Source organism: Collinsella sp. zg1085 (assembly GCF_018889955.1).
GTDB lineage: Bacteria > Actinomycetota > Coriobacteriia > Coriobacteriales > Coriobacteriaceae > Collinsella.
Genome location: NZ_CP076545.1, coordinates 1,215,291 through 1,239,740 on the forward strand (window position 1 = coordinate 1,215,291; position 24,450 = coordinate 1,239,740).

The window sequence follows — 24,450 nt, forward strand, 5'->3', positions numbered from 1 at the left end:
TGCTAAGCCGCTGGCAAAGATTGGCGCTTTTCGGGGCGCACCATCATTAACCAGCAACTAAGTAAGGCACCCGCTCCAATCAATGCACCCACATGACCCACATGAGCAATGCCTATATGCACAACGATTGCACCGCCAAGCGCTGTTCCGCTCCCGATACCAAGGTTATAAATGCCTGAAAAAATAGACATAGCCACCGCCGAGCTCTCTTCATCACTTGCCCGAATAACTTCCGACTGAAATGCAATGCTATACATAGTTCCACAGGCACCCCACAGCAGTGAAAGCACAATAATTGTCTCAAGCTGTGGCACCGCAAGCAACATCAGCCCCAAGGACACCACAACGCCTGCAATGCAAAACAGAGCAAAGAACAGGCGGCGGCGGTCGTAGAGGCGAGACAAAACCGCACTTCCCAATAAACCTGCAATGCCAAAAATGGTTAATACCATCGTTATCACACTTGGATCGTGATGGCCTACCTGTGCAAGGTAGGGCTCTATGTAGCTATATCCCGTGTAATACGCTGAGGCAAACAAAAGCGTAATCACATATATTGCAATGAGCTGCTTGTTCTTAAATAAACTGGGAAGTTGCTGAATGCGAAACGGCTCCGTTGCTGGAATACGTGGCAACGTGACTGCTTGATATGTACATACAAGCAAAGCGACAATTCCAACAATGGTAAAAGTCATGCGCCAGCCAACCCACAAACCAATTGCCCGCCCAATAGGTAGGCCAAAAATCATAGCAATTGAAGAACCGGTTGCAATCATACTTACCGCGAGTGCCGCATGAGAGCTATCGACCAAACGCGTTGCCATAATAGCTGCTATTGACCAGAAAATGGCATGAGCTGATGCAACAACCAAGCGAGCAAGCACCAAGACCATAAAGCTTGGCGCCACGGCACTCAAAAGCTGACCCGCACTAAACACTGCAACAACGCCAATCATCAAACGTTTAAGCTCAATGCGCGATGCTCCAATCATGAGGGGAAGCGAAAGCACCATAACACCCCACGCGTACACACTTACCATCAAGCCGGCTTCTGCCTCGTTTAATCCAAAGCTTGTTCCAATATCGGTTAAAAGACCAATTGGCATAAACTCCGACGTGTTAAAAATAAAAGCCGAAAAACTCAAGCCAATAAGCTGAATCCATTGTTGCAGCGTAATACGCGAATCCATACACCCTCCTATAGTAAGTGCAAGGATTATAGGGCATGACACGCACAAAGCTATGAGGGTCACATGTGCTTTCCACTTTTCATAAAAATACGAACATTTGTTTGTATTTATGATATACTTGCTGTATTCACCATTCTTTTTAGCCCACGTAAAGGAGGGTGCATGGGGCAGCACGGGCAACAATTTGGAAGCGTTAATCAGGCCATGGCTCAGTTTTTGCAAACATATACCAACGGTGTTCAGCAAAATAGCAAGACCACAAAACATGAAACAATAGGCTCTCAGAATGATTCCGCTTGTGCATACCCCGATTTTGTCTATAACGCTCACAATGCCTATCAAGATTATACAGAAGAGGGCTTTGACGATGAGGGGGTGATTATAGGAAGTGGCACCTATACCGCTCAAGCACTTCCCTCACGCTCACGTACGCGCCATGCAAGAACGCATACGCAAACAGCCTTAGACCTTCCCGCCGCTTATGCACCTCTGTTTGACGTCCCCAATTTATTGCCAACCGAGCAGCGTAGTTGGTATTCTCATCCCTCGCCTCAACAAAGCTATCTGGAAGCCCAAGCACTGTCTGCTGTAGAAGATAATTATCCCTCTGTTATTGCGTATCAGTCGCGCACAGAAACTTATCGAGAATTACCTCCGCAAATCCTTCGTGCTTATATAAGCTGGCGCACACAGCTTCGCCACGGTGCCTACAGTGCTCCACCCCTGCATTTTCTCAAGTTATACATACGTGAAATGATATATGGCATTCATATCGCAGACCCAGAGGAGGGCTTTCAAAACATCAAACAGCTCTACGCGCGCTCGCAAGACCCTGATTCCTTGTTTCTTCTCACCGGTGCGCTTATCGATTATGCTGCCTATTTTGATATTGACGCGAACGAGCTTCAAGAGCTTCCACGCGTTGCATATCAGTACAAGGTTCATGCGTTTACTGAGGCAAAGCGCGCACTGCAAAACACACTAGAACCAAAGGTTCACCGTTTATTTCCGCTTGCTGCTCCTAATCTCGAAGAACGCATGGCTATGTCTTTGTTGGATTTAACTAACAATACGCGCGAGCCACTCTTCACCGCACGTAAGATGGCATATGCCTTTAATCATGTACTATGCGGTGTTCTTTTGAGCTTAGAGCATCATTATCAGACACGCCGTCAGCGAGATTTATTCAGAGAGCTCTTTGGTTCTCCGATTTTACTCTCACATGTTCCCTTTAACTTTATGCAAGTATACGAGGCTCATCCACACGCTGATACCCACTATGTTATTAGCCCTATCCAAGCATATACGTGTAAGCAAGGCATATGGACTTCTACCTTTTTCCCGCATGAAATGCCTGGCCAAGAACTCATGAACCAAATCATTCAGGCGAGCGCTCATGCTGTTAGACAAGCGTTTGACCCAAGCCATACGCCTGAACAACAGATTAAGCTTCCCAAATACCAGCAAAAATTTATTCGTGATGAACTTAGCCACTATCAAAAACTCGGCGGGCACTACATTGCTCCTGTCATTCAAATTGATACATCACAGCTGAGTGCTATTCGCACTACTGCCGCTCAACTGCGCGAAGCTCTTCTTACCGACGAAGAACGAGCTGATGAATCCTGTACAGTTAAGTTTATTGACGAGGAACATGCAGATGATTGCCAACACGACACATGTGCCTCAAAAGCTCCTGCAGACGATGAGCCCATATGCGCAGACGAAACGCAAAGTATTCAAGAGCTTTTGCCCTATGAACGTGAATACTTACAAGCCTTGCTTGATAAACGCACCAATCATGCAGCGCATATTCTCACGCAGCAACACTGCTCTCTCGACCTTCTCGTCGATCATATCAATGAGTTGTTCTTTGATATACTCGGCGACACACTCCTTGAACTAAGCAATGGTCAGGCCACCATCATTGACGATTATCTTGAAGACCTCAAAGGATATTTGCATCATGACATCTCAAGCTAGCAATCTCAGCCCACGAGCACCCAAACGAATAGCCGCAACGCTGCTCAACTCACTTAAGGGCGGAGTTGTACCACGTATTGGACTTCCCTATATCACCGTGGGTCGCGAGGCAGAAATTCAAGCACTCCTTACCGACCTTGAGCTTATTCGGTCGGGTGGAGCAAGCTTTCGCTTTCTGGTAGGACGCTTTGGAGCCGGCAAGAGCTTCTTGCTGCAAACCATTCGCACGCATGCTATGGGTGAGGGCTTTGTTGTTGCAGATGCCGACCTCTCACCTGAGCGGCGTCTACAGGGCAGTCAAGGGCAAGGACTTGCGACATACCGCGAGCTGATTAAAAATCTTTCTACTAAGACACGCCCTGAAGGTGGCGCGCTCACACTCATATTAGACAAATGGGCGCTCCAATTTGATACGCACGAAGCAGCGGCGGTATCCATTAGCACCCTTCAAGAGCTTGTACATGGCTTTGAACTTACACACGCACTTCTCTCCTACTGGAATGCCAGACATAACAATAATGAGGAGCTTGCATCTGCACTCCTGCGCTGGTTTCGTGGTGAGTATCAAACAAAAACTGAGGCACGAAATACTTGCAATATGACAAGCATTATTACTGATGAATCATGGTATGACTATATCAAACTGTTAGCGCGCTTCTTGGTATGTGTTGGTTATCGTGGGCTCATGGTGCTCATCGATGAGCTGGTCAATATATACAAAATCCCAAATGCCATTACCAGGCAATATAACTATGAAAAAATGCTCACCATGTATAACGACACCTTACAAGGTAAAGCACAACATCTTGGCATCATTATGGGTGGAACACCGGTGGCCATCGAAGATAGACGACGGGGTGTCTTTTCTTATGAAGCACTACGGAGTCGCTTAACACAGGGGCGTTTTGCGCGCGAAGATTTACGGGACATGCTGGCACCGTTGATTCGTCTTCATCCGCTTAGCTATGAAGAACTCCTTGTCCTCATTGAGAAGCTCGGAGAACTCCACGCTGGATACTTTGGCTATGACATCCACCACTCAGAAAAAGACCTTGCTGAGTTTTTACGAATTGAATTCTCCCGCGTAGGTGCTGATACGCACCTTACTCCCCGTGAGGTTATCCGCGATTATATTGAACTGCTTGATATTATGTATCAAAACCCCACGTTCACTATGCAAAAGCTGCTGTTGGAGCACCAACCGAGTTCTCCCCGCCTCACAACTCATACATCAGATGCAGGCGCTCAAGCGCAAAACAATCACGCAGCTTTTAGTGAATTTACGCTATAAAAATGAATACACACGGTGTTGCACAACATAAGCTATCGCTCATCTCGGCAGCTTTTGCATGTTCCTGTGATAACCGTATGCCGCCTATCAACTGCAAAACCATGCTCATCAAGTATGTGCCCAGCAAAACTTTCAAGCATGCTGCATGAAAGAGGCAGAACACGACCACAGGCCTCACAGCGAAGCTGTCCTTGATGTGCATCTCCTGGCTGAGCCACAGCATTGCAATATTGCGCAGCTCCACCACGCACGTCTGCAACCTTAACCATGGTTCCATCTGCCACAAGACGCTCAAGCGTGCGATAGACCGTAGTGCGACCAACATCAATATGATGGTTATGCAACAAAGTCATAACTTCATCAACACTCATATAACTATCCGCATGATCATCAAGCACGGCAAGAATTGCCTTGCGCTGTTTTGTATCGTAAGTACCCCTGCTCACCACTCTGCTCCCATCATTCCCAACTTGAAATTGGAAACCATTTTTCAAAATACTACTGCATTCGGCTGACTCAGCCATCAAGCGCCATGAAACAAGCAAAGCCTCACGCAATAAAGCACCGTAATACTCACAACTCATGCGCTTAACTATGCTAAAATAGAACAAATGTTCGCTACGAGGAGAAAACTATGGATGCTTTCGATAGATTTGCGCCCTTCATTCAAGACTTCATCTATGACCATGCATGGGAAGAACTGCGTGGTATTCAAGTTGCTGCAGCAGATATCCTCTTCAATACCAATGATAATCTCCTTTTGTGTGCGTCAACTGCATCGGGTAAAACTGAGGCTGCCTTCTTCCCTATTTTGACTGAGTTTTGGGAACACCCACCCCAAAGCGTTGGGGCCATCTATATTTCGCCGCTCAAAGCGCTCATCAATGACCAATTTCAACGGCTTGATACCCTATGCAAAGAAGCTCAGATTCCTATCTGGCCTTGGCATGGTGACATCGCTGCTTCACGTAAAGCAAAGCTGCTTAAAAAGCCCTCAGGCATCTTACAAATTACCCCTGAATCACTTGAAGCAATGTTGCTTCATAGACACACACTTGTTCCTCGTATGTTCTGGGATTTACGCTATGTTGTGATAGATGAGGTTCATGCGCTTTTTCGAGGTGATAGAGGAGGTCAGACGCTCTGCTTACTTGAGCGGCTTGCGCGTGCGGCGAACGTCAATCCGCGCCGCATTGGTCTTTCCGCCACCATAGGAGACCCTGAGATAACTGCTGCATTTTTGGCGCGCGGAACTGGACATCCCTGTCGTATTCCGTCCATCGAAGAACCAAGGCGCACGTGGCGGCTCTCTATGGAACACTTCTACCGCGGGGTACAACAAGTATCTATAGAACAGAGTGCTTCAGCAGAAACATCTGCAGTGCCGCCGCGCTATCAAGAAGAACCCCAAGGTACTATAGATACTTCTCAATTCGCCAACAACAATGTCTCCTCCACCTACCCTCAGCTCGATGAATTGCTGATGCGTGCGCATACCACACAGACATCTGCATTGGCGCTCCAATTGCATGACCACTCAGAACCCGCATCTCAACCTGCAGAAAACAGCACGAACATGTTGCATAGGGAAATGTGTTTTGCTACAAAGTCTGATGAGCTAGTTCTGTCTCACGCTAACCCCGCCGATACATCAGGCATAGACCAAGCTATCCAATATCTTTTTGAGCGCAGCCAAGGTTCTAAGTGTCTTATTTTTTCTAACTCCCGTGAGGAGGCTGAAGAAATTTGTTCACTTCTTCGTTCATATGCAGAATTGCTACATGTTCCTGATCGGTTTTTAATCCATCATGGCAATCTTTCATCAAGTATTCGTTCGTCTGCAGAAGAGATTATGCGCGACGAAGAACGCCTCGATACCACCATTACCACCGCTACGCTTGAGTTAGGTATTGATATTGGGCGGCTTGAACGCGCCTTTCAAATTGATGCTCCCTTTACGGTTTCCGGATTTTTACAGCGTATGGGGCGCACAGGACGACGCGGAAGCCCGCAAGAAATGCACTTTGTTATACACGAGGAGTTCCCCGAAGCACACGCCTCACTCCCCGAACTAATCCCTTGGAAACTCCTTCAAGGCATAGCACTCATACAACTCTATCGCGAGACGCGCTGGGTAGAGCCGCCGCGCCTTGACGTACTCCCCTATAGCCTGCTCTATCACCAGCTTATGTCAACACTAGCCTCTACCGGTGAGCTGAGTCCCGCGGAGCTTGCAGAACGCATATTAACGCTCAGTTTTTTCCATCGCGTCAGTGCTGAAGACCTGAAACAACTCTTACTCCATCTCATAGACATCAATCACGTTGAGCACACCGAAACCGGAGGACTTATTGTTGGTCTTGAAGGAGAACGCATTATTCAGTCCTATACCTTTTATGCAGTATTTCAAGAAAACGAAGAGTTCTCTGTTCGTTCAGAACTTGGTGAGCTGGGCACCATCGTAAACCCACCGCCTCCTGGTGAGCGTATAGCCATTGCTGGGCGGTGTTGGGTTGTTGATGACATAGACTGGAAACGTCATGTGCTGTGGTGTACGCAGGTAAAAGGCCGTGTGCCAGCCTACTTTGGTGACTGCGCTGGAGATGTTCACAGCGCCATCTTAGAGCGTATGCATAAGGTAGTTGCTGAGTGCGAGATATATCCCTATCTCCAAAAACGAGCACTCGCTCGTTTAACAGCAGCCCGAAAAACAGCAGAGCTGTCTCATATCACAGGTCCTCATGCACAACCGCTCATATCATTAGGTTCAAACCGCTGGGCGCTCTTTCCTTGGCTTGGCAGCTATAGCTTTTTGGCACTTGAGCGCCTCATTAAGCTCGGTACTCAAGATAAGCTCGGAATTAAGGGATTTGAATCAGCGCGCCCCTACTATATGCAATTCACTATGCGCGATGACATTGATGAACAAAGCTTCTATACGCATCTATATGAGGCATGCGAACAGCTCACTGAGCCAGAGGCACTCCTGTATCCTGGAGAAACACCCATGTTCAACAAATATGATACCTATCTACCGGCATCACTTCTGCGCAAGGGTTTTGCACAAGGAGTGCTTGATATTGATGGTATGAAAGAACAAGTTTTGTCTTGGTATGCCTGCTATGTTAAGCAAGTTGAGCCGCTTATTGAGGAGTAGACTGTTCAGAATGTGTACGTGCACACGTATATGCCGGTACGAGCACTACGGCAAAAATTGATACGCGTGGCGCACAGATACCAAGCTTATATTCAACAAGGTGTTGATTTTGTCTAAGGAGATACCAGCGGTGACTTACAACCAGCAACAACGCATTGCAGCACTACAACACTGTAGTGCCTTTCAAAACCTGCACGAACAAGAAATTGCCTGCATGCTGAGCTGTATGGACGCTCGTGAGCTTTCCTATCAAACAAACGAATATATCCTTCGTATGGGAGATACCACGCAGTCATTTGGTATTGTGCTTGAGGGAGGTGTGCGCATACAACGAAGCGACATATGGGGCAACGCGATGATTTTAGGCTATGCCAAGCAGTTTGATGTTTTTGGTGAAAGCTATGCCTGTGTCCCTCAGGCTCAGCTCCTTGTTGACGCCATAGCCGCACGTCCCAGCCGTATTCTTTTTCTCAAACTCAAAACCATACTCCAGCCCAGCATGCGCGGCTGCCCGCATCACGCTAAACTCGCCGCAAATCTCTTGCAACTTTCAGCTCAAAAGAATATTCAACTTGCAGAACGCAGCATTCACACCAACCCACGAACTATTCGCGGAAAGATACTTGCCTATTTGAGCACAGAGGCAACACGCGCAAAATCAACACGTTTTACCATACCCTTTAACCGTCAAGAACTTGCCGACTACTTAGGAGTTGACCGAGCGGCACTTTCAAGTGAGATGAGCCGTTTGCAGCGCGACCAGATACTGTATACCAGACGCTCTCAGTTTGAATTGCTCGTTGCCCCTGAGGAGCTAAGCTAAGCCCCCTTGAATAAAGCACACAGCCACCCGTCAGTCATAGCCTCATGTGCACAATCTTTTGCGCCAAGCTATAACACGCTACCCTTATGCGTCATGTAGCGGCGTGCCTAAAAACTCCTGATTAAAGGCTATCTCATCTACAAATTGAGCATCACGATCGGTTGCAAGCAACAAGAAATTGCGCTCACCACCCCACAGCTCATCGCTTGTTTCAATGATGTGTACATGCTGAAAGACTTCGAGCAAACTCGCTGTTTCCTGCTGCAAGAACTGCATGTTCGCACCCTTTTGCGATGAAACAACATTCACCAAATACAAACCATCTGAGGCAAGGCGTGCTCGCACAGCTCGTGCCGCCTCCACACTTGCCAATTGCAACGCGGGATTTCGTCCCACAAATACATCTTGAATAATTACGTCATAGTGCGGACAAGCAATCTCGTCCTCAGACAACACGCGCAGCTGACCACCCACCATATCGGCACTAAAACGTGTATTTACAGACCCGAGTGTCTCTACTGTTTGAGGTGTACGCGATACCACCTGCCCGACGCCGCGCTCCAAAAACTCACGTCCTTCAGCCTCGATGATACGTAGACTGTTTCCTTGCGCAGTTGATGAATCCTCTAAGCGTGCTTCGAGCTTATCAAGAAAAAACCAGCGCCTCGCCTCGCGAATAATAGCCGCATCAATCTCAACAACATCAAGATGAATATGACTTTGTGTTGTTAGAAGATGCTTTGGATACGAAAAACCCCCACCGCCTAAAAGCAAGATATGGTGCGGATACCAATCAGAATGCAGCACGTCATGAAACAGCGCATCGAACCCTCGATAATAAGCAAAAACAGGCTCAAAACAGCGGTCTTTAAGATAGCTTGCACTTTGGTAGACGCCACCCTGATTAAGAACACGTACCCGCTCGCCCGTCGGATCTCGCGTTAGATACACCTTCATAAAACCAAAACGTGAGCGACGAACGTGGATACACTGATACGCTGCTCCAAAGGCAGCGGACGCAAGCACCGAGCCTGCGACAAGCCCGCCAATCGCTAAGGCTGTCTTGTTATATTTCATCACAGGTATCCCTTCTGCAAAGGCGCTGCTGATACAAGCCGTGCATATGGAAACCCAAGCGCTCGTAATAGCCACGAGTACCAACGGCAGAAATAACATTCATCCGCTCATAGCCAGCCTCATCTGCAATCTCGAGCGCACGCTGTATCAAAGCCTTTCCCAGTCCCGTATGCTGCGCTGCCTGACCCGCCTCTCCAAGACGTGCAGTTGCGCCATAAATATGAACCTCACGAATCATTGCTTCACCCAAAGCTATTGGTAAAACATCAATATGCGCAGCTACAAGCTCTTGTTTTGGCAATGAAAGCCGTAAAAACCCAGCAATATGACCTGTAGCATCAAGCCACTGTAAAAAGTATTCGGTGCTCACACTGGTGTCATAGCAAAACTCATGCAGAGACAAGCTTTGCGCATCTACCTCAGCGGTACCCACTTCACGAAAGCGAATCTCCTGAACCGATGTATGTTCTGAACCTTGCGAAAGCCTGCGCTCAACCATCTGCCGCAAATTAGGTTTTTTATTTCCTGCAACAATATCATCAGAAGAAAAGTCTCGAATCATACGCGAAATGCGACAATATGGCGGCGTTTCAAGCACGTTATCCTGCAAAACTCTCAGCAAATCATCCTCGTCATACGCTTGCCACGCGCCCGTTTCATAATAGTGATTAAGCTCAGCACTCTCAATGAGTGCACAGGGATAGAGCTTAACCTCATCAGGACAATATGCTGGATTACTCACAAGCATCCTATATTGTGCGCAATCAATCTCAGGAGTTGCTCCCATAAGATTGACCATATAGTGCACGTGAAGCTTGAAGCCAAACAAACGCAGCCACGCAAAAGCATGCGCAATGCGCTTAACGCCCATGCCGCGATGATTGATGTCAAGAATATGCTGGTCAAGGCTTTGAATACCCATTTGCACCTTTGTGCACCCAAGCGCCCGAATGCTGGTAAGTGCCTCTGGTGTTACTGTATCAGGGCGCGTTTCAATAACAAGCCCAACTACACGATGTATTGCCTGTTCATTAGTCTTTTGCAGCTCATACAAGCTATCCATGTCTGCCTGCTGCATATCTGCAGCCGCAATCCAACCAGCGTGCCTACCATATAGGCGCTCTACAGCTGTGTTATAGCTCATCGCACCCTGATTAATCTGTGACTGTAAACCAGCTACCGCGCTCACACGCTCATCTTCTGTTTGAGGAAAACCGTGCTCCTCATACCACGTGCGACGCTGAACAACCACAACATCACGCTCTTGCAAAGAAGCATCATCATTAAGCGCACGAAAAAGCTCTGCAATAAACCAAATGCGATACGGCTCAGGATAATCGCTCCAGGTACCCCCCAATACAATCAGTTCAATCTTATCGGTAGGGTGTCCCATTTGTTTGAGCGCTGTTAGCCGTGCCGCCACCTGTAAATAGGGGTCAAAATAGTGTTGTTCTGCACGCTCACACGCAGGCTCTTTATGAAGATAGCTTTTTGGCATGCGCAAGTCGTTCGGGCAAAAAATACAAGAACCCGAGCATGGCCATGGCTTGGTAATAACCGTAATGGTGGCGACCCCCGAAGCACTGCGCCGTGGCTTCATGCGAAGAAGCGCTATCAAAGCGCGTTCAAGCTCAGGGTCGATATTCCACCGCTGCCAGCGCTTGGGGTCCTCCGCCTTAACCTTCTGGTAAAAGGGTAAAAGTCGCCGTTTTGCATAGCTTTGTTTTGGTACACCATCGCGCCGAAGCTGCTCATGCATAAGCTTAACCAGCGCCCGGTCATCGAGATGCTGCCCTTGGCGAAGGCAGTCCACTATGCGACAAATCAAATCTTCCATGGCTTCATTGTAACCCCAGATGCACATACTCAAATGAATTGTATAGACTAGTACGAGCGACTAAGGAGAAACTCATCATGAAGCAATCAGACATCGATGCGCTATGTAGACTCAATCGAGACTTTTACCAGCATCATGCACAATCCTTTTCTGCCACGCGCCAAGCCCCTTGGCAGGGCTGGACACGTCTTTTAGCACATATTGAACATGAGCTCGCGCATCAAACCAATGCACTCAGAGTGCTTGACTGTGCAGCGGGAAATTTGCGCTTTGCTCACTTTTTACAACGCGAGACGCACCTAAAACTGAACCTCTATGATGCACTTGATATAACAGATTCGCTTTTGCATGCTACACCGCATGATGCAGATACTTCAAATGCAGTTCCCTGCGATATACGCTGCTCAAACACAGCTCAGATGCCTTCAATAATTCAAACGCACACCATAGACATTCTAAAAGCCGTGCGCACCAATACACCGCTTCCGGGACAGGGTTTATATAATCTGGCCGTCTCCTTTGGTTTTATGCATCATATTCCCAGCTCTGAGCTGCGTATACGCGTTTTTAATGCCCTGATTCAGCGCTGTGTTCCAGGCGCCTGTATAGCGCTTTCATTTTGGCAGTTTATGAACGATAACAGTCTTGCAAAAAAAACAGCGGCAGTGCATGCATACGCCAAGTCTCAGCCCGAACTACAAGCGGTGCTTGCATCCCTTGAACCTCATGACCATCTCCTTGCTTGGCAGCAAGATTATCGGTACCTGCGCTATTGTCATCATTTTGACGACAGCGAGATTGATGACATCCTTGCCGCAAGTTCGGCACCTATTACCGAGATTGTGCGTTTTTCTGCCGACGGAGCAAACGGAAACCTTAACCGCTATCTTCTTGTTCGTCGCATGTAGCAAAGATATACGCTGCTCTACCCGCATTATGTCCTCACGCTCGCATACAATGGATACCCTTACAAGAAAAGGAGTTATGTGCACGCGCGTCTGCCCAAAAACTTTGTGTTAGAAGAACGTCTCAAACGCTATGAGCGCGCCATTGAGCTTATGCCGCAAAGCTGGCGAGGCATATGGAAGCACGCTGCCGCACCTCTTGGGCAGGCTCCTTTTAGCGCTCTTTATCTTGATATTGGTTGCGGTAAAGGTGCAAGCCTTGTTGAGGTGGCACGCGCACACCCTGAACGCTTAGTTATTGGCATTGATGCTGAGCCTATATGTATTGCCTATGCCGCACAGGCAATTTATGAGCATAAGCTATCAAACGCACTGGTAATTCCCGCGCGCGCTAACCAGGTGTGTCAACTGTTTGCTGAACATGAGGTTGACTATATAAGCCTCAGCTTTCCGACACCTTTTCCGCGCAAAAAACAAGCGGCACTTCGCACTACCCAGCTTGATCGCTTGCTTGAATATAAACATGTTCTTGCAACGAACGGTCAGCTACTCTTACGCACCGACAGTCAGCCTTTTCTGGACTTTAGCCTAACGCAACTGCATGGCGCTGGCTTTTCTATTCGCCTGCTCTCTCACAATCTACGCCGTGATATGCCCGAGCTCCCCGTGAGCGAATACGAGCGCAAACTTAGTGCAGAGGGCGCTGTAACACTTGGACTGATTGCCGAGCCCAGCGGCCCTGCCACCCCCGATATGATTCAAACCGCGCGCACAGCAGAACAAAGCCTGTTTGCATATATTCCTGATAATCTATATGAGGATGCTTATATACCCCATGGCATGTCTTGGGCAATTCAGGCGTTTCGCTATCGACGTGCCAATCAAGAACGAAAGGCACATCATGCCTGACGACTTTGATGCCTTCGCTCATGGCTCACTCTCAACACTGGCTCCCACGTGGTGGGAGCCAGAACATGGCGAGGAGCCCGAAGAATGGCTCGACGTTGAAACGGCCTATGAGCGCTATGTAGCTTGGGTTAACGCACGCGGCATTACACTTTGGCAGCACCAAGAAGACGCGCTCTTTGCTCTTGCTACACAAAGCCATCTGGTGCTTGGAACCCCCACAGGATCGGGTAAATCACTCGTTGCTATTGGGCTGCTTTTTATGGCATGCGCAACTGGACAACGAAGCTACTACACCGCACCAATTAAAGCCTTAGTTTCAGAGAAGTTTTTTCAGCTTGTTGAGATTTTTGGACGCGATAACGTTGGCATGATTACCGGCGACTCTCACATCAACACCAATGCCCCCATCATATGCTGTACGGCAGAAATTCTGGCAAACCAAGCACTTGGCGCGGGCGCCGAAGCTGATATTGGCGCAGTTGCCATGGATGAGTTTCATTTTTTCTCTGACCCAGATCGCGGCTGGGCTTGGCAGGTGCCCCTACTCACGCTTCCTCACACGCAGTTTCTACTCATGAGCGCCACACTGGGCGATATGAGCTCCATCATTGCCTGTCTTGAACGGCAAAGCGAGCGCCCAGTTGAAGTCATAGACGATGCCGCGCGACCGGTGCCTTTGAGCTATGAATATGTTAAAACCTCACTTGAAGCCACCGTTGAGCTTGCCCTGCGCGCTGGACGAGCCCCTATCTATGCTGTTCATTTCTCTCAGGATAGTGCGCTTGGCAGTGCTCGTGCACTTGCAAGCTATGGAGTTACCAGCAAAGAACAGCGGGAAGCAATTAAAGAGGCGCTCAAAACTGCCCGATTTAGCACAGCATTTGGAAAAACGCTCAAACACTTACTATCATGCGGAGTTGGTTTGCACCATGCAGGACTTCTCCCGCGCTATCGCCTCTTGGTAGAAAAGCTTGCTCAGCAAGGATTGCTGCCAGTTATCTGCGGAACCGACACCCTTGGGGTGGGAATTAACGTACCGATTCACACAGTACTGCTCACGGGTCTAACCAAATTTGATGGCATACGGCAACGGCGACTTAAATCACGCGAGTTTCACCAAATTGCCGGACGCGCGGGCCGCTCCGGTTTTGATACAGAGGGCGTTGTTATAGTTGAAGCTCCTGAGTTTGAGATTGAAAATCACAAAGCTGAGCTTAAAGCATACGGTGACCCTAAAAAGATGAAGCGCCTCAAGAAAAAGAAGCCGCCTGAGGGCTTTGTAACCTGGACGGAGCAAAGCTTTCAACAGCTTATTGAACGTGCGCCTGAAACACTCAAGCCCCAACTACGCATTACGCACTCCATGGTTCTTGCCGAGGTATCACAAGGTGGCAATGCTTGGGGTCGTATCCTTGAGCTGATTGACAACTCATTGCAAACGCCCGTGCAAAAAGAAAACCTAAGGGCGCGTGCGGCAGAAATATTTGCCACGCTGCTCGATGCTCAAATTATTATTCAGACACCCGTGGACGATGTGCATACAAGCACCGTTGGTTTTGCACAAGATGTGCCCTCAAACTATCAGCTAACCGTTGATGTTCCCCTTGATTTTGCCCTTGACCAACCGCTTTCTCCTTTCTTGCTCGCTGCCCTTGAACTCTTAGACCCCGAGTCTGAAAGTTACACGCTCGATCTCATCTCATTTGTTGAGGCAACACTCGAAAACCCCAAACAAATCCTGCGAGCTCAGGAGCATCAGGCACGGAACCAAGCCATGCTTGCTATGAAAGCTGAGGGTATTGAATATGAAGAGCGTCTTGAAAGACTTGCTGAGATAAGCTATCCCAAACCACTTGAAGAACAATTACAAGCGGCGTTTGAGCTCTATATCGCAAAGGTTCCTTGGGCGCGCGATTATGAACTTTCACCAAAAAGCATCTTGCGCGATATGCTCGAATGTGGCTGCGATTTCAAGAGCTACATTGCACAATACAAAATTGAGCGCTGTGAAGGCATCTTGTTGCGCTATCTCACCGAAGCCTTCCGTGCACTTGCCAGAACCATTCCAGACGCACACGTAAGCGATGAACTCCGCGAAATCGTATCATGGCTTGGATTGATTATTAGCTCTGTTGATTCCAGCTTAGTTGAGGAGTGGGAGCAAGCTGGTCAAGCGGTGGGGCTGCCGCGTCTTAATAAACAGGCGGTTGTTATTGATCGGCGTGGACTCACGCTGCTGGTGCGCAATGCGCTCTTTCACCGCATTCAGCTTGCTGCACGTCAAGATGTTGAACAACTGGGAACTCTTGATGAAGCCTGGGGCTTTGGACATCATCGCTGGAAACGAGTGCTTGCAAGCTTTTTTGCAGAGCACGAGGAATTGCTTGTTGATGCCGATGCCAAGTCTTATCAATTCTTCCATATCGATGAATCATTAGAGAACAGTGAGCATATCTGGCGTGTTCAACAGGTCTTTCATGATAGCGAAGGCGACCATGACTTCAGCATTATGGCAGATATTGACATTGATGCTACGCAGTCAAGCGATGGCGTGGTCTTTTCAAACTATCGCGTTGGTGTCATTGAAGACCTCTTGCATGATGATGAGTAAGCACGCTTATTATTAATATCACAAAAGCTTGGCCGAGTATCTGCTGATGGTTTATCTTTGATAGATGAAACCTTATCGCGAGCTGCAAAACGGCATAGTCGCATATGCTACGACTATGCCGCTCTCTTCAAGGATTATAAAGCCTTCATTGCGTTAGCTAAATAGTGGTACTCATCTACAAAACATGCTTCATATCTGCTTTGTTGTGCAAATTAGTTGGTACGTTTATCGGGCAGCATCAAGGCGAAGACTGCGCCGCAAAGACCTTTCTTTACAACACTGCCTTACCGGCGACCGTATCCACCGCGGTCTTTGCGAGGACCACGCTCACCAAAGCCTCCACGGTCGCGATGTCCACTGCGCTCGCCAAAGCCGCCACGCTCACCAAAGCCACCACGGTCGCGACGCTCACCAAAGCCACCACGACCACCACGGTCACCACGGTCAGAATGTCCGCCGCGTGAGCCGCCAAAACCCATACGCGGTGCGCCAAACCTGCCATGGCTACGATCGCCATCGCGTGAACCACGGCTGTCGCGACTGCCACGATTACCACGGGCACCACGGCTATCAAATGAATCACGGCCGCCACGGCGCTCAGTATCGCCGTCTAAGCCAAGCGCAACCAATGGGTCAATAATACGGTCAAGCTGAGCAAAAAGCTCTTGGAACTCTGCTGCTCCAAGACCAGGTACCAGCGGCTCATCCTGCGCTGCAATCTCGCCCACCCGCTGGGCAGCATCCTCACTTGCAAACACCACAACAGAGCGCATATCAGGCTCAGAAGGCTCAATGCGACCAACAATATCGTGCTTTTCAGCTTGAGCAAGCAGAGCATCTAGGTCACGCAGACGCATGCCAAGCAAATCAGACATCTCTTTTTGCTCCATCTTGGGCTTGAGCTCCAACAGCTTTATCGCTCGCGCAAGCTCTTGTACCTGCGAAGATTTCTCCTCAGCACCGCGCTCAAGCGCTACGCGACGACGAAATAATAAGTTTTCAGCATGCTTAATACGCTCAATTAAATCAGCATTGAGTTTCTTTTGATCCACCGCAACATGAGACTCCATTGTCTCAACTTCACTCATCACCTCAGGCTCCGAGCTTACAAGCTCGGTTTCAATAGCAACTTCGCAAGCCTCTACCAGGTTCTCGTCATTCATGCCATTCCTCTTCCTGCGCCAAACAGCGCCACACGTGCGTTTTCACGCACACTGGGATTATTCACATAGATCATCGGTGTCCGTATAAACTCCTTCCGGAGCTCCCAGCGGTTGACCAGTGTAGGCGAAACATGGACTGCATCCACGTTGCGCTTAGCAGTTACATCAAAAGCCCGCTACTTATAGAAATTCAAAAGTTCAATTTAGGTTCAATTTTGAACTGCTATAGTCAAATAATATTGAACTACTTGCTCATTCTTGAACTTTAGGAGCTTTATGGGAACAACGAGCTTTGCACAGCGCCTAAAAAATGTCATGGATGACCGTGGCATCAAACAGGTTGACCTTATTCGGGCTGCTGAGGCTTGTGGTAAAAAGCTCGGCAAAAGCCAATTGAGTCAATATCTCAGCGGCAAGACCATCCCTCGTTCTGATGTAGTGCATACACTGGCGCAGCTCCTTGGTGTGTCTGAAAACTGGCTCATACAAGGAGAATTGCCTTCGAGCATTCCTATCTCTCACGAGGCACAAGACCTCAAAACCCCTAAACGTTCTGCAAGCACCGATTTGTCATTTCAATACACACCCCCACAAAACCCAAGGAGTACCCTCATGCGACAATTCAAAAAATCAAGCAAACTTGACAACGTTTTATATGATGTTCGCGGACCCGTTGTAGATGAGGCTGCCCGCATGGAAGCAGAAGGTGTGCGCGTGCTCAAACTCAATATTGGAAACCCTGCACCATTTGGCTTTCGTACGCCCGATGAAGTTGTTCAAGATATGCGCCAGCAATTAACTGAGTGTGAAGGGTACTCAGATTCACGTGGACTTTTCTCGGCGCGTAAAGCCATTATGCAATATGCCCAGCTCAACCGTATACCCAATGTTGGTCTCGACCAGATTTATACCGGAAATGGTGTCTCTGAGCTTATCAATTTGTGTATGCAAGCCATCGTTGAAACCGGCGACGAAATACTAATCCCAAGCCCCGACTATCCGCTTTGGACCGCCTGTGTAACCCTAGCCGGCGGCACGCCGGTACACTATATCTGTGACGAAGAAGCCGAGTGGAACCCCGACATTGATGATATTCGCAAAAGAATAACGCCTCGTACAAAGGCGATTGTCATCATCAACCCTAATAACCCTACCGGCGCTGTCTATGCCCGTGAAATCCTTGAAGAAATTGTTAGCATTGCCCGCTCTCATCAACTCATGATTTTGTCTGATGAGATTTATGACCGCCTCATCATGGATGGATATACACATATACCTATTGCATCCTTAGCACCCGATTTGTTTTGCATCACCTTCTCAGGACTCTCAAAAAGTCACATGATTGCTGGCTTTCGTATTGGCTGGATGATTTTGTCAGGCAATATACGTGCAGCTCAAGACCTTATTGAGGGCATACATATGCTGTCCAATATGCGACTATGCTCTAACGTACCAGCTCAATCTGTTGTACAAACAGCACTTGGTGGGCACCAGAGCGTCAATAGCTATCTTGTTCCTGGGGGGAGAATTTTTGACCAACGCGAACTGGTTTATGAGGCGCTTAACCAGATTCCTGGAATTAGCGCAGTAAAGCCCAAGGCGGCATTTTATATCTTCCCTAAAATTGATACTAAAAAGTTCAATATCACCAATGATGAACAGTTTGCCCTTGACTTGCTTCATGAGAAGCATGTGCTCTTAGTGCCAGGCAAAGGGTTTAACTGGCATAAGCCCGACCATTTCCGGGTGGTATATCTTCCCCGCCGACGGGTACTCACCGAATGCATGGAAGACCTCGCCGACTTCTTATCAACGTATCGCCAAAACTAGGTAGCGCGACAACTACAGCAATAGCTACAGGGTGTGCAACATATGTATGCCCTGTAGCTGTTTTCGTATATATTGCGTGTAGCACAATTAAACCGAGTTATCACCGCTCTGCATGACGCACGATTAAGCCACACCAGCTGCAAAAGAAACTTAACTAAATAACGTAATCAAAACTCCGTGGTTTTGCCACCAAATCAGCAATGGTAATGCCATCAAGGTAGTCGTTAATTAGATGGTCAAGCTCTGCCCACATCTCCTGCATGGGTGCATCCGCGGGGCTTGTAGATGCTTTATTATCTAAACACGATACTGGAGCTAAACTGCCTTCAGTTATACGCAACACCTGACCAACGCGAATCTGGTCAGGAGGCACCATCAAGGTATAGCCGCCACCTTTACCGCGCATACCTGCTAATAAATTGCTACGCACCAAAACTGACAAAATGTTTTCGAGATACTTCTCTGAAACCTCTTGGCGAGCAGCAATGTCTTTTAGGGGAATCCGACCTTGAGCTTGATGCTCCGCCAAATCAATCATGACACGCAGTGCATAACGACCTTTTGTTGAAACAAGCATCAAGCCTCCTTAAACATATATTCAATATCCTATCAGTTTATAGGGTTTTTCCCAAATGTCAGCACTCCAACACGTATTTGGTTTTCAGAGTCCTATACCAGCTCATAGAATGAACTCAGAGCTGCTAGTATATGTGTGAAATTCATCAGAATATCTATTTATCCTATTACCCTAATGGTTGTAGGTAATATATCTCACTATAGAAGATTTACGTACCCATCGCTTAAAAAGGAGCATCCTATGAGCAACATCTATTCCAGCATTGACCAACTTATCGGCCATACGCCCCTGCTTGAACTTACTCATCTTCAGCAAGAACAAAAACTCGCAGCGCGCATACTGGTAAAACTCGAATACTTCAATCCAGCCGGTTCGGTCAAAGACCGTATTGCCAAAGCAATGCTTGATAGCGCTGAGGCGGCAGGTATTATTTCACCTCATGCAGGATATACCATCATTGAACCCACAAGCGGTAACACCGGCGTTGGGCTTGCCAGTGTTGCGGCAGCCCGTGGTTATCGCCTCATTATTACCATGCCGGAAACCATGAGTATTGAACGTCGCCTGTTGTTAAAAGCATATGGGGCAGAACTTGTTTTGACCCCCGGCGCTGAGGGCATGAATGGTGCAATTGCCAAAGCGAAAGAGCTTGCCCAACGTATTGAACAGAGCTTTATTCCGGGTCAATTTGAAAACGACGCCAATCCACGTGCCCATGAAGAAACCACCGGCCCCGAAATCTGGAACGACACAGACGGTCAAATTGACGCATTTGTGGCTGGTATTGGCACCGGCGGAACCATTACAGGAGTTGGCCGCTATCTCAAAGCCCAAAATCCTGATATTAAGATTATTGCTGTTGAACCTGCTGGCTCACCGGTCTTGTCTAAAGGGATTGCTGGACCTCATAAAATCCAGGGCATTGGTGCAGGCTTTATTCCTGATGTACTTGACACACACATATATGATGAAATTATTGCTGTTGACCATGATGATGCGTTTGCAACTGGACGCACAGTAGGAAAGCATGAAGGTGTTCTGGTGGGCATTTCATCAGGGGCGGCAATTTGGGCAGCACTGCAAGTTGCTCGCCGTCCTGAATATGCCAATAAAACCATCGTTGCTCTGCTTGCAGATACCGGTGAGCGCTATCTCTCAACGCCTTTGTTTGGTGAGCAAAATTAAACTTACGGCAAGCTTGCTTCTGTGCAAGAATATTCAAATTGCAAAGTGTATGTGAAAGGAGCTTGTGTGTCTCGAGGCCGCGTGCTTGTAGCCATGAGCGGAGGCGTTGACTCAAGTGTGACTGCGTATGTCCTCCAGCAAGAAGGATATGAATGTGTTGGCGCTACGATGCGCCTTACTTGTTCTCGCAGCTTTGGTGATGAGGGTGGACGCACCTGCTGCTCTCTTGCCGATATAGCTGATGCTGAGGCTGTGTGCGCACGCCTTGGCATTCCCTATCACGTACTTGATATGCGCGACATCTTTGAGCGCACGGTTATCGATAAGTTTGTTCACAGCTACCAGCAAGGATATACTCCCAACCCCTGCATCGACTGTAATCGTTTTCTAAAATTTGGTGCCTTGGCAGAATATGCTCTTGAACATGACTTTGACGCTATTGCCACGGGACATTATGCGCAAATTCAGAGCATAGCGCCAAACACAGAACTCAACGCATATCCGCTGCTCAATAGCATTCAAACGCGTATTAACAACGAGTCTTTTTGGACCTTGCGCCGCGCGCTGGATTCTACTAAAGACCAAAGCTACGTTCTCTACGCACTAACACAACACGCGCTAGCACATACCCTACTCCCGCTTGGCAGCCTTATCAAAGAACGCGATGTGCGCCGCATTGCTGCTGAACAGGGTTTTATCAACGCCGAAAAACAGGATAGTCAGGGAATTTGTTTTGTGCCGGACGGCAATTATGCACACTATATTGAGGAGCATACCGGCAAAGCCCTACAGCCAGGAGATATTTTGAACACCCAAGGTGAAGTTATCGGACAACACCTTGGAGCTCTTAACTACACCATTGGGCAGCGCAAGGGCTTAGGCGTGGCTATGCTTCACCCTGTCTATGTCGTAGATATTGATGCCAAAGCAAATACCGTCACACTCGGCGAAGAGTCTGATTTGATGTCATCAGGGCTTCTTGCTGATGATTGGATTTGGAGCGTTCCTGCTCATGCGATTCATGAGCTTCTCGATGAAGACTATAACGCTCATGCTGAGGGTCTACCTGTTCTTGCACGTATTCGCTACCACCAAGAGCCTCAACCAGCGCGTCTTTTGTGGGATACCGAGACAGAACTGCCGCACAGGCGCGTGCGCATCAATTTTGATACGGACCAGCGCGCAATCGCTCCTGGGCAAGCAGTTGTTGTCTATGCAGGCGATGTTGTGCTAGGTGGTGGCACAGCAATACAGGCATTCCCACGCCACAACGCATAACATGCGCCTATAGAAACTCTTACAACTCTTTTAGCAGGCAAGTCATTTCTTACAACCCTTACGGCACATAAGTCATCTCTTTCAGCGCCTATGACGGATAAGCTAGGACATAGCTTGCCGCTAAACTTGCATAGCAAACTAAACTACCTATCCGCTTTTACGTTCGCGTCCCCTCTCGTTTGAATACCCCCGGGGGGAGGGGTATCATAACTCAAGAAAGCAGTAGCAAGGAGATTTGTATGGAGCAACTCAAATTTGATATTACCGGCATGACCTGCGCTTCTTGCCAAGCTCATGTTGAGCGGGCAGTGCGTGCGCAAAACGGTGTTACAAAGGTACAGGTTAACCTGCTTGCAGGGACTATGACCGTTGACATAGATGATGAGATTATATCGACAGCAGATATTGTGCGCGCGGTTGAGCACGCGGGCTATGGTGCCAAGCCGCTTCCCACTAGCTCGGCAGCTGTGCACATACATCAATCAGACCAAACAGGCATATCTGCAAAAGCTACTACTCAAGCGCAGTTGCGCACAAGCGAAAAACTTCATCTCGAAGCTGAAAGCATGAAACAACGCTTAGGCGTCTCTCTTATCTTTTGGGTTCCTCTTCTCTATCTTGGCATGGGACACATGCTCAACTGGCCACTCCCTACCGCACTTGCCGGACACGAGCACATGATGAGCCTAGCGCTTATTATGCTGCTCCTCACCATACCGATTGTTGTTGTTAATAAGACCTATTTCACACGGGGACTCCGAGCTTTGTTTCGTCGTATGCCCACCATGGATACCCTCATCGCTATCGGTGCTGGCGCAAGTCTTGTCTGGTCGGTCTATGCCCTGTTTATTATGGCTGAGCAGCTGGGACAAGCTGATATACACGGTGCTATGACAACTGCTATGGACAATCTCTACTTTGAAGCAGCGGGCACCATTTTAACGCTTGTAACGGTTGGCAAATACCTCGAGGTGCACTCTAAAGCCCAAACCGGCAGCGCCTTAGAACAGCTCATGCAACTTGCCCCTCAAACAGCCCTCCTTGTTGATGAAGATGGTCATGAAGAACGCATTGATGCGCAACTTATACAAATTGGTCAGCATATTCGCGTGCTTCCCGGTGAGGCAATTGCGGCAGACGGAATTGTTATTTCGGGAAGTTCAAGCGTTGATGAAAGTATGTTAAGCGGTGAAAGCATTCCGGTCGAAAAAGAACTAGGCGATACCGTCTCTCAGGCAACCGTCAACGGGTCTGGAAGCTTTGTATTTCAAGCAACCCACGTTGGTGTAGATACCACTCTCGCGCAAATTATCAAACTCGTAGAAGACGCAAATGCCACCAAAGCTCCTATTTCTCGCTTGGCCGATAGAGTTTCGGCGGTCTTTGTGCCAGCGATACTCCTTATTGCTGCACTCACGTTTGTAGCATGGCTTGCCCTTGGACAAGGCATGCACCCTGCACTCACGGCGGCGGTAGCGGTACTCGTTATCAGCTGTCCATGTGCTCTAGGTTTGGCAACCCCTGTTGCTATTATGGTTGGCACTGGTCGTGGCGCTGCAGCAGGAATCCTATTCAAATCGGCCGAAGCTCTTGAGCATCTTCGCGAAATTGATACGGTGGTGCTCGATAAAACAGGGACCATTACCACTGGCCTCCCCGCAGTCACCGATATATACCTTGCAACTGCTCCTGACGACACACCGGTTATACGTGAAAAAGCTTTCCTCAAACTCGCTGCGGCGCTTGAGCACAATAGTGAACATCCTCTTGCACAGGCCATCCTTCGCTACACTCAAGAGCAAGGCATTGTAGCCCGGCCCGTTGAAAACTTCTCTGCAATACCTGGCCAGGGTGTTATGGCAACTGAGGGAGGGCAGAAGCTCTTTGCTGGCAATGCGCGCATGCTTGAAGCAGCTGGGATTCAAATTCCTCAAGACCTTGCCGAGCAGCTCAGCGCTGCGGGAAAAACTCCCCTTTACCTTGCGCGCAATGACGAATACCTAGGTTGTATCGCCGTTGCAGACACCGTAAAGGAAGGTAGCAAACAGGCAATACAGGCTCTCAAGCAACAACATATCTCAGTTTATATGCTCACAGGTGATACGCGCGGCACTGCCAAGGCTATCGGCGCTCAGGTGAATCTTGACGCAGATACCTGCATAGCAGAGGTCTTGCCATCTGAAAAAGAAGCTGTCATCAAGCGCCTCCAAGAGGCTGGGCATAAGGTTGCCATGGTAGGAGATGGCATTAACGACTCCCCCGCTCTTGCTCGCGCCCACGTTGGCATCGCCATTGGAACAGGAGCTGATATTGCAAAAGAAGGTGCTGATGTAATCCTGTTGCACAGCGACCTTATGGACGTCGTGCGTGCTCACCGGCTCTCCCAAGCGGTTATACGCATTATTAAGCAAGACCTGTTTTGGGCTCTTATCTATAATGCCTGCGGTATCCCCCTTGCTGCCGGTCTTTTTATTCCGCTTACCGGCTGGCAGTTGAGCCCCTTATTTGGCGCGGCTGCCATGAGTCTCTCAAGCGTGAGCGTCGTGCTCAATGCACTCAGGCTGCAAAGTGTTTCGCTCTCAAAATCTAACTAATACCAACAACTCTAAGCCAACGTATTATCATCAAAGATAG

Annotated in this window: 17 protein-coding genes; 11 read left to right on the forward strand and 6 right to left on the reverse strand. The window is 48.5% G+C overall.

Features of this window, described 5'->3' with window-relative positions; genetic code table 11:
- Positions 1–2 precede the first annotated feature (2 nt).
- Entirely contained in the window at positions 3–1,190 is a 1,188-nt protein-coding gene (locus tag KPC83_RS05175; RefSeq protein WP_216278202.1) for an MFS transporter, read from the reverse strand.
- 162 nt (positions 1,191–1,352) lie between these two features.
- Between KPC83_RS05175 and KPC83_RS05180 the strand changes: the two genes are divergently transcribed.
- Complete coding sequence (locus KPC83_RS05180; RefSeq protein ID WP_216278203.1) at positions 1,353–3,173, forward strand: TerB N-terminal domain-containing protein; 1,821 nt, start codon at positions 1,353–1,355, stop codon at positions 3,171–3,173.
- Entirely contained in the window at positions 3,157–4,464 is a 1,308-nt protein-coding gene (locus KPC83_RS05185) for an ATP-binding protein (RefSeq protein ID WP_216278204.1), read from the forward strand. Before KPC83_RS05180 ends, KPC83_RS05185 begins: the two co-directional genes overlap by 17 nt.
- A gap of 32 nt (positions 4,465–4,496) precedes the next feature.
- Here the strand turns inward: KPC83_RS05185 and KPC83_RS05190 are convergent, their stop codons facing one another.
- Positions 4,497–4,910, reverse strand: a complete 414-nt coding sequence (locus KPC83_RS05190; RefSeq protein WP_216278205.1) for a Fur family transcriptional regulator — start codon at positions 4,908–4,910, stop codon at positions 4,497–4,499.
- Positions 4,911–5,098: 188 nt separating this feature from the next.
- On the opposite strand from KPC83_RS05190, the gene KPC83_RS05195 reads away from it, so the two are divergent.
- Complete coding sequence (locus KPC83_RS05195) at positions 5,099–7,621, forward strand: DEAD/DEAH box helicase (RefSeq protein WP_216278206.1); 2,523 nt, start codon at positions 5,099–5,101, stop codon at positions 7,619–7,621.
- Positions 7,622–7,730: 109 nt separating this feature from the next.
- The gene (locus KPC83_RS05200; RefSeq protein ID WP_216278207.1) at positions 7,731–8,444 is read left to right on the forward strand and encodes a Crp/Fnr family transcriptional regulator; all 714 of its coding nucleotides are present in this window, start codon (positions 7,731–7,733) and stop codon (positions 8,442–8,444) included.
- Between the two features lie 84 nt (positions 8,445–8,528).
- Here KPC83_RS05200 and KPC83_RS05205 read toward each other — a convergent pair whose 3' ends face one another.
- A complete protein-coding gene (locus tag KPC83_RS05205) occupies positions 8,529–9,521 on the reverse strand; it encodes a spermidine synthase (RefSeq protein ID WP_216278208.1) in 993 nt (330 codons plus the stop codon).
- The gene (locus KPC83_RS05210; RefSeq protein ID WP_216278209.1) at positions 9,511–11,358 is read right to left on the reverse strand and encodes an elongator complex protein 3; all 1,848 of its coding nucleotides are present in this window, start codon (positions 11,356–11,358) and stop codon (positions 9,511–9,513) included. Before KPC83_RS05210 ends, KPC83_RS05205 begins: the two co-directional genes overlap by 11 nt.
- Positions 11,359–11,435: 77 nt before the next feature.
- Between KPC83_RS05210 and KPC83_RS05215 the strand changes: the two genes are divergently transcribed.
- The 3 genes from KPC83_RS05215 to KPC83_RS05225 all read left to right on the forward strand — a co-directional run bounded on the left by KPC83_RS05215 (position 11,436) and on the right by KPC83_RS05225 (position 15,783).
- On the forward strand, positions 11,436–12,266 hold the full coding sequence (locus tag KPC83_RS05215; RefSeq protein ID WP_216278210.1) for a hypothetical protein: 831 nt from the start codon (positions 11,436–11,438) through the stop codon (positions 12,264–12,266).
- A 78-nt stretch (positions 12,267–12,344) separates the two neighbouring features.
- Entirely contained in the window at positions 12,345–13,172 is an 828-nt protein-coding gene (locus tag KPC83_RS05220; protein ID WP_253200879.1) for a tRNA (guanosine(46)-N(7))-methyltransferase TrmB, read from the forward strand.
- Positions 13,165–15,783: an RNA helicase gene (locus KPC83_RS05225; protein WP_216278211.1), complete on the forward strand. Its 2,619-nt coding sequence runs from the start codon at positions 13,165–13,167 to the stop codon at positions 15,781–15,783. The genes KPC83_RS05220 and KPC83_RS05225 overlap by 8 nt, the downstream gene beginning before the upstream one ends.
- 284 nt (positions 15,784–16,067) lie before the next feature.
- Here the strand turns inward: KPC83_RS05225 and KPC83_RS05230 are convergent, their stop codons facing one another.
- On the reverse strand, positions 16,068–16,946 hold the full coding sequence (locus tag KPC83_RS05230) for a hypothetical protein (protein WP_216278212.1): 879 nt from the start codon (positions 16,944–16,946) through the stop codon (positions 16,068–16,070).
- A gap of 276 nt (positions 16,947–17,222) precedes the next feature.
- Here KPC83_RS05230 and KPC83_RS05235 point away from each other — a divergent pair, with 276 nt between their 5' ends.
- Positions 17,223–18,776, forward strand: a complete 1,554-nt coding sequence (locus tag KPC83_RS05235; protein WP_216278213.1) for an aminotransferase class I/II-fold pyridoxal phosphate-dependent enzyme — start codon at positions 17,223–17,225, stop codon at positions 18,774–18,776.
- Positions 18,777–18,930: 154 nt separating this feature from the next.
- On the opposite strand, the gene KPC83_RS05240 is transcribed toward KPC83_RS05235, so the two are convergent.
- Positions 18,931–19,353, reverse strand: coding sequence for an Rrf2 family transcriptional regulator (locus KPC83_RS05240; protein WP_216278214.1), 423 nt, complete (start codon positions 19,351–19,353; stop codon positions 18,931–18,933).
- Between the two features lie 240 nt (positions 19,354–19,593).
- Here KPC83_RS05240 and cysK point away from each other — a divergent pair, with 240 nt between their 5' ends.
- From cysK to KPC83_RS05255, 3 genes are all read left to right on the forward strand, one after another.
- Positions 19,594–20,538, forward strand: a complete 945-nt coding sequence (gene cysK, locus KPC83_RS05245) for a cysteine synthase A (protein WP_216278215.1) — start codon at positions 19,594–19,596, stop codon at positions 20,536–20,538.
- Between the two features lie 66 nt (positions 20,539–20,604).
- Positions 20,605–21,816, forward strand: coding sequence for a tRNA 2-thiouridine(34) synthase MnmA (gene mnmA, locus KPC83_RS05250; RefSeq protein WP_253200880.1), 1,212 nt, complete (start codon positions 20,605–20,607; stop codon positions 21,814–21,816).
- 239 nt (positions 21,817–22,055) lie between these two features.
- On the forward strand, positions 22,056–24,410 hold the full coding sequence (locus KPC83_RS05255) for a cation-translocating P-type ATPase (protein ID WP_216278216.1): 2,355 nt from the start codon (positions 22,056–22,058) through the stop codon (positions 24,408–24,410).
- Positions 24,411–24,450: the final 40 nt, after the last annotated feature.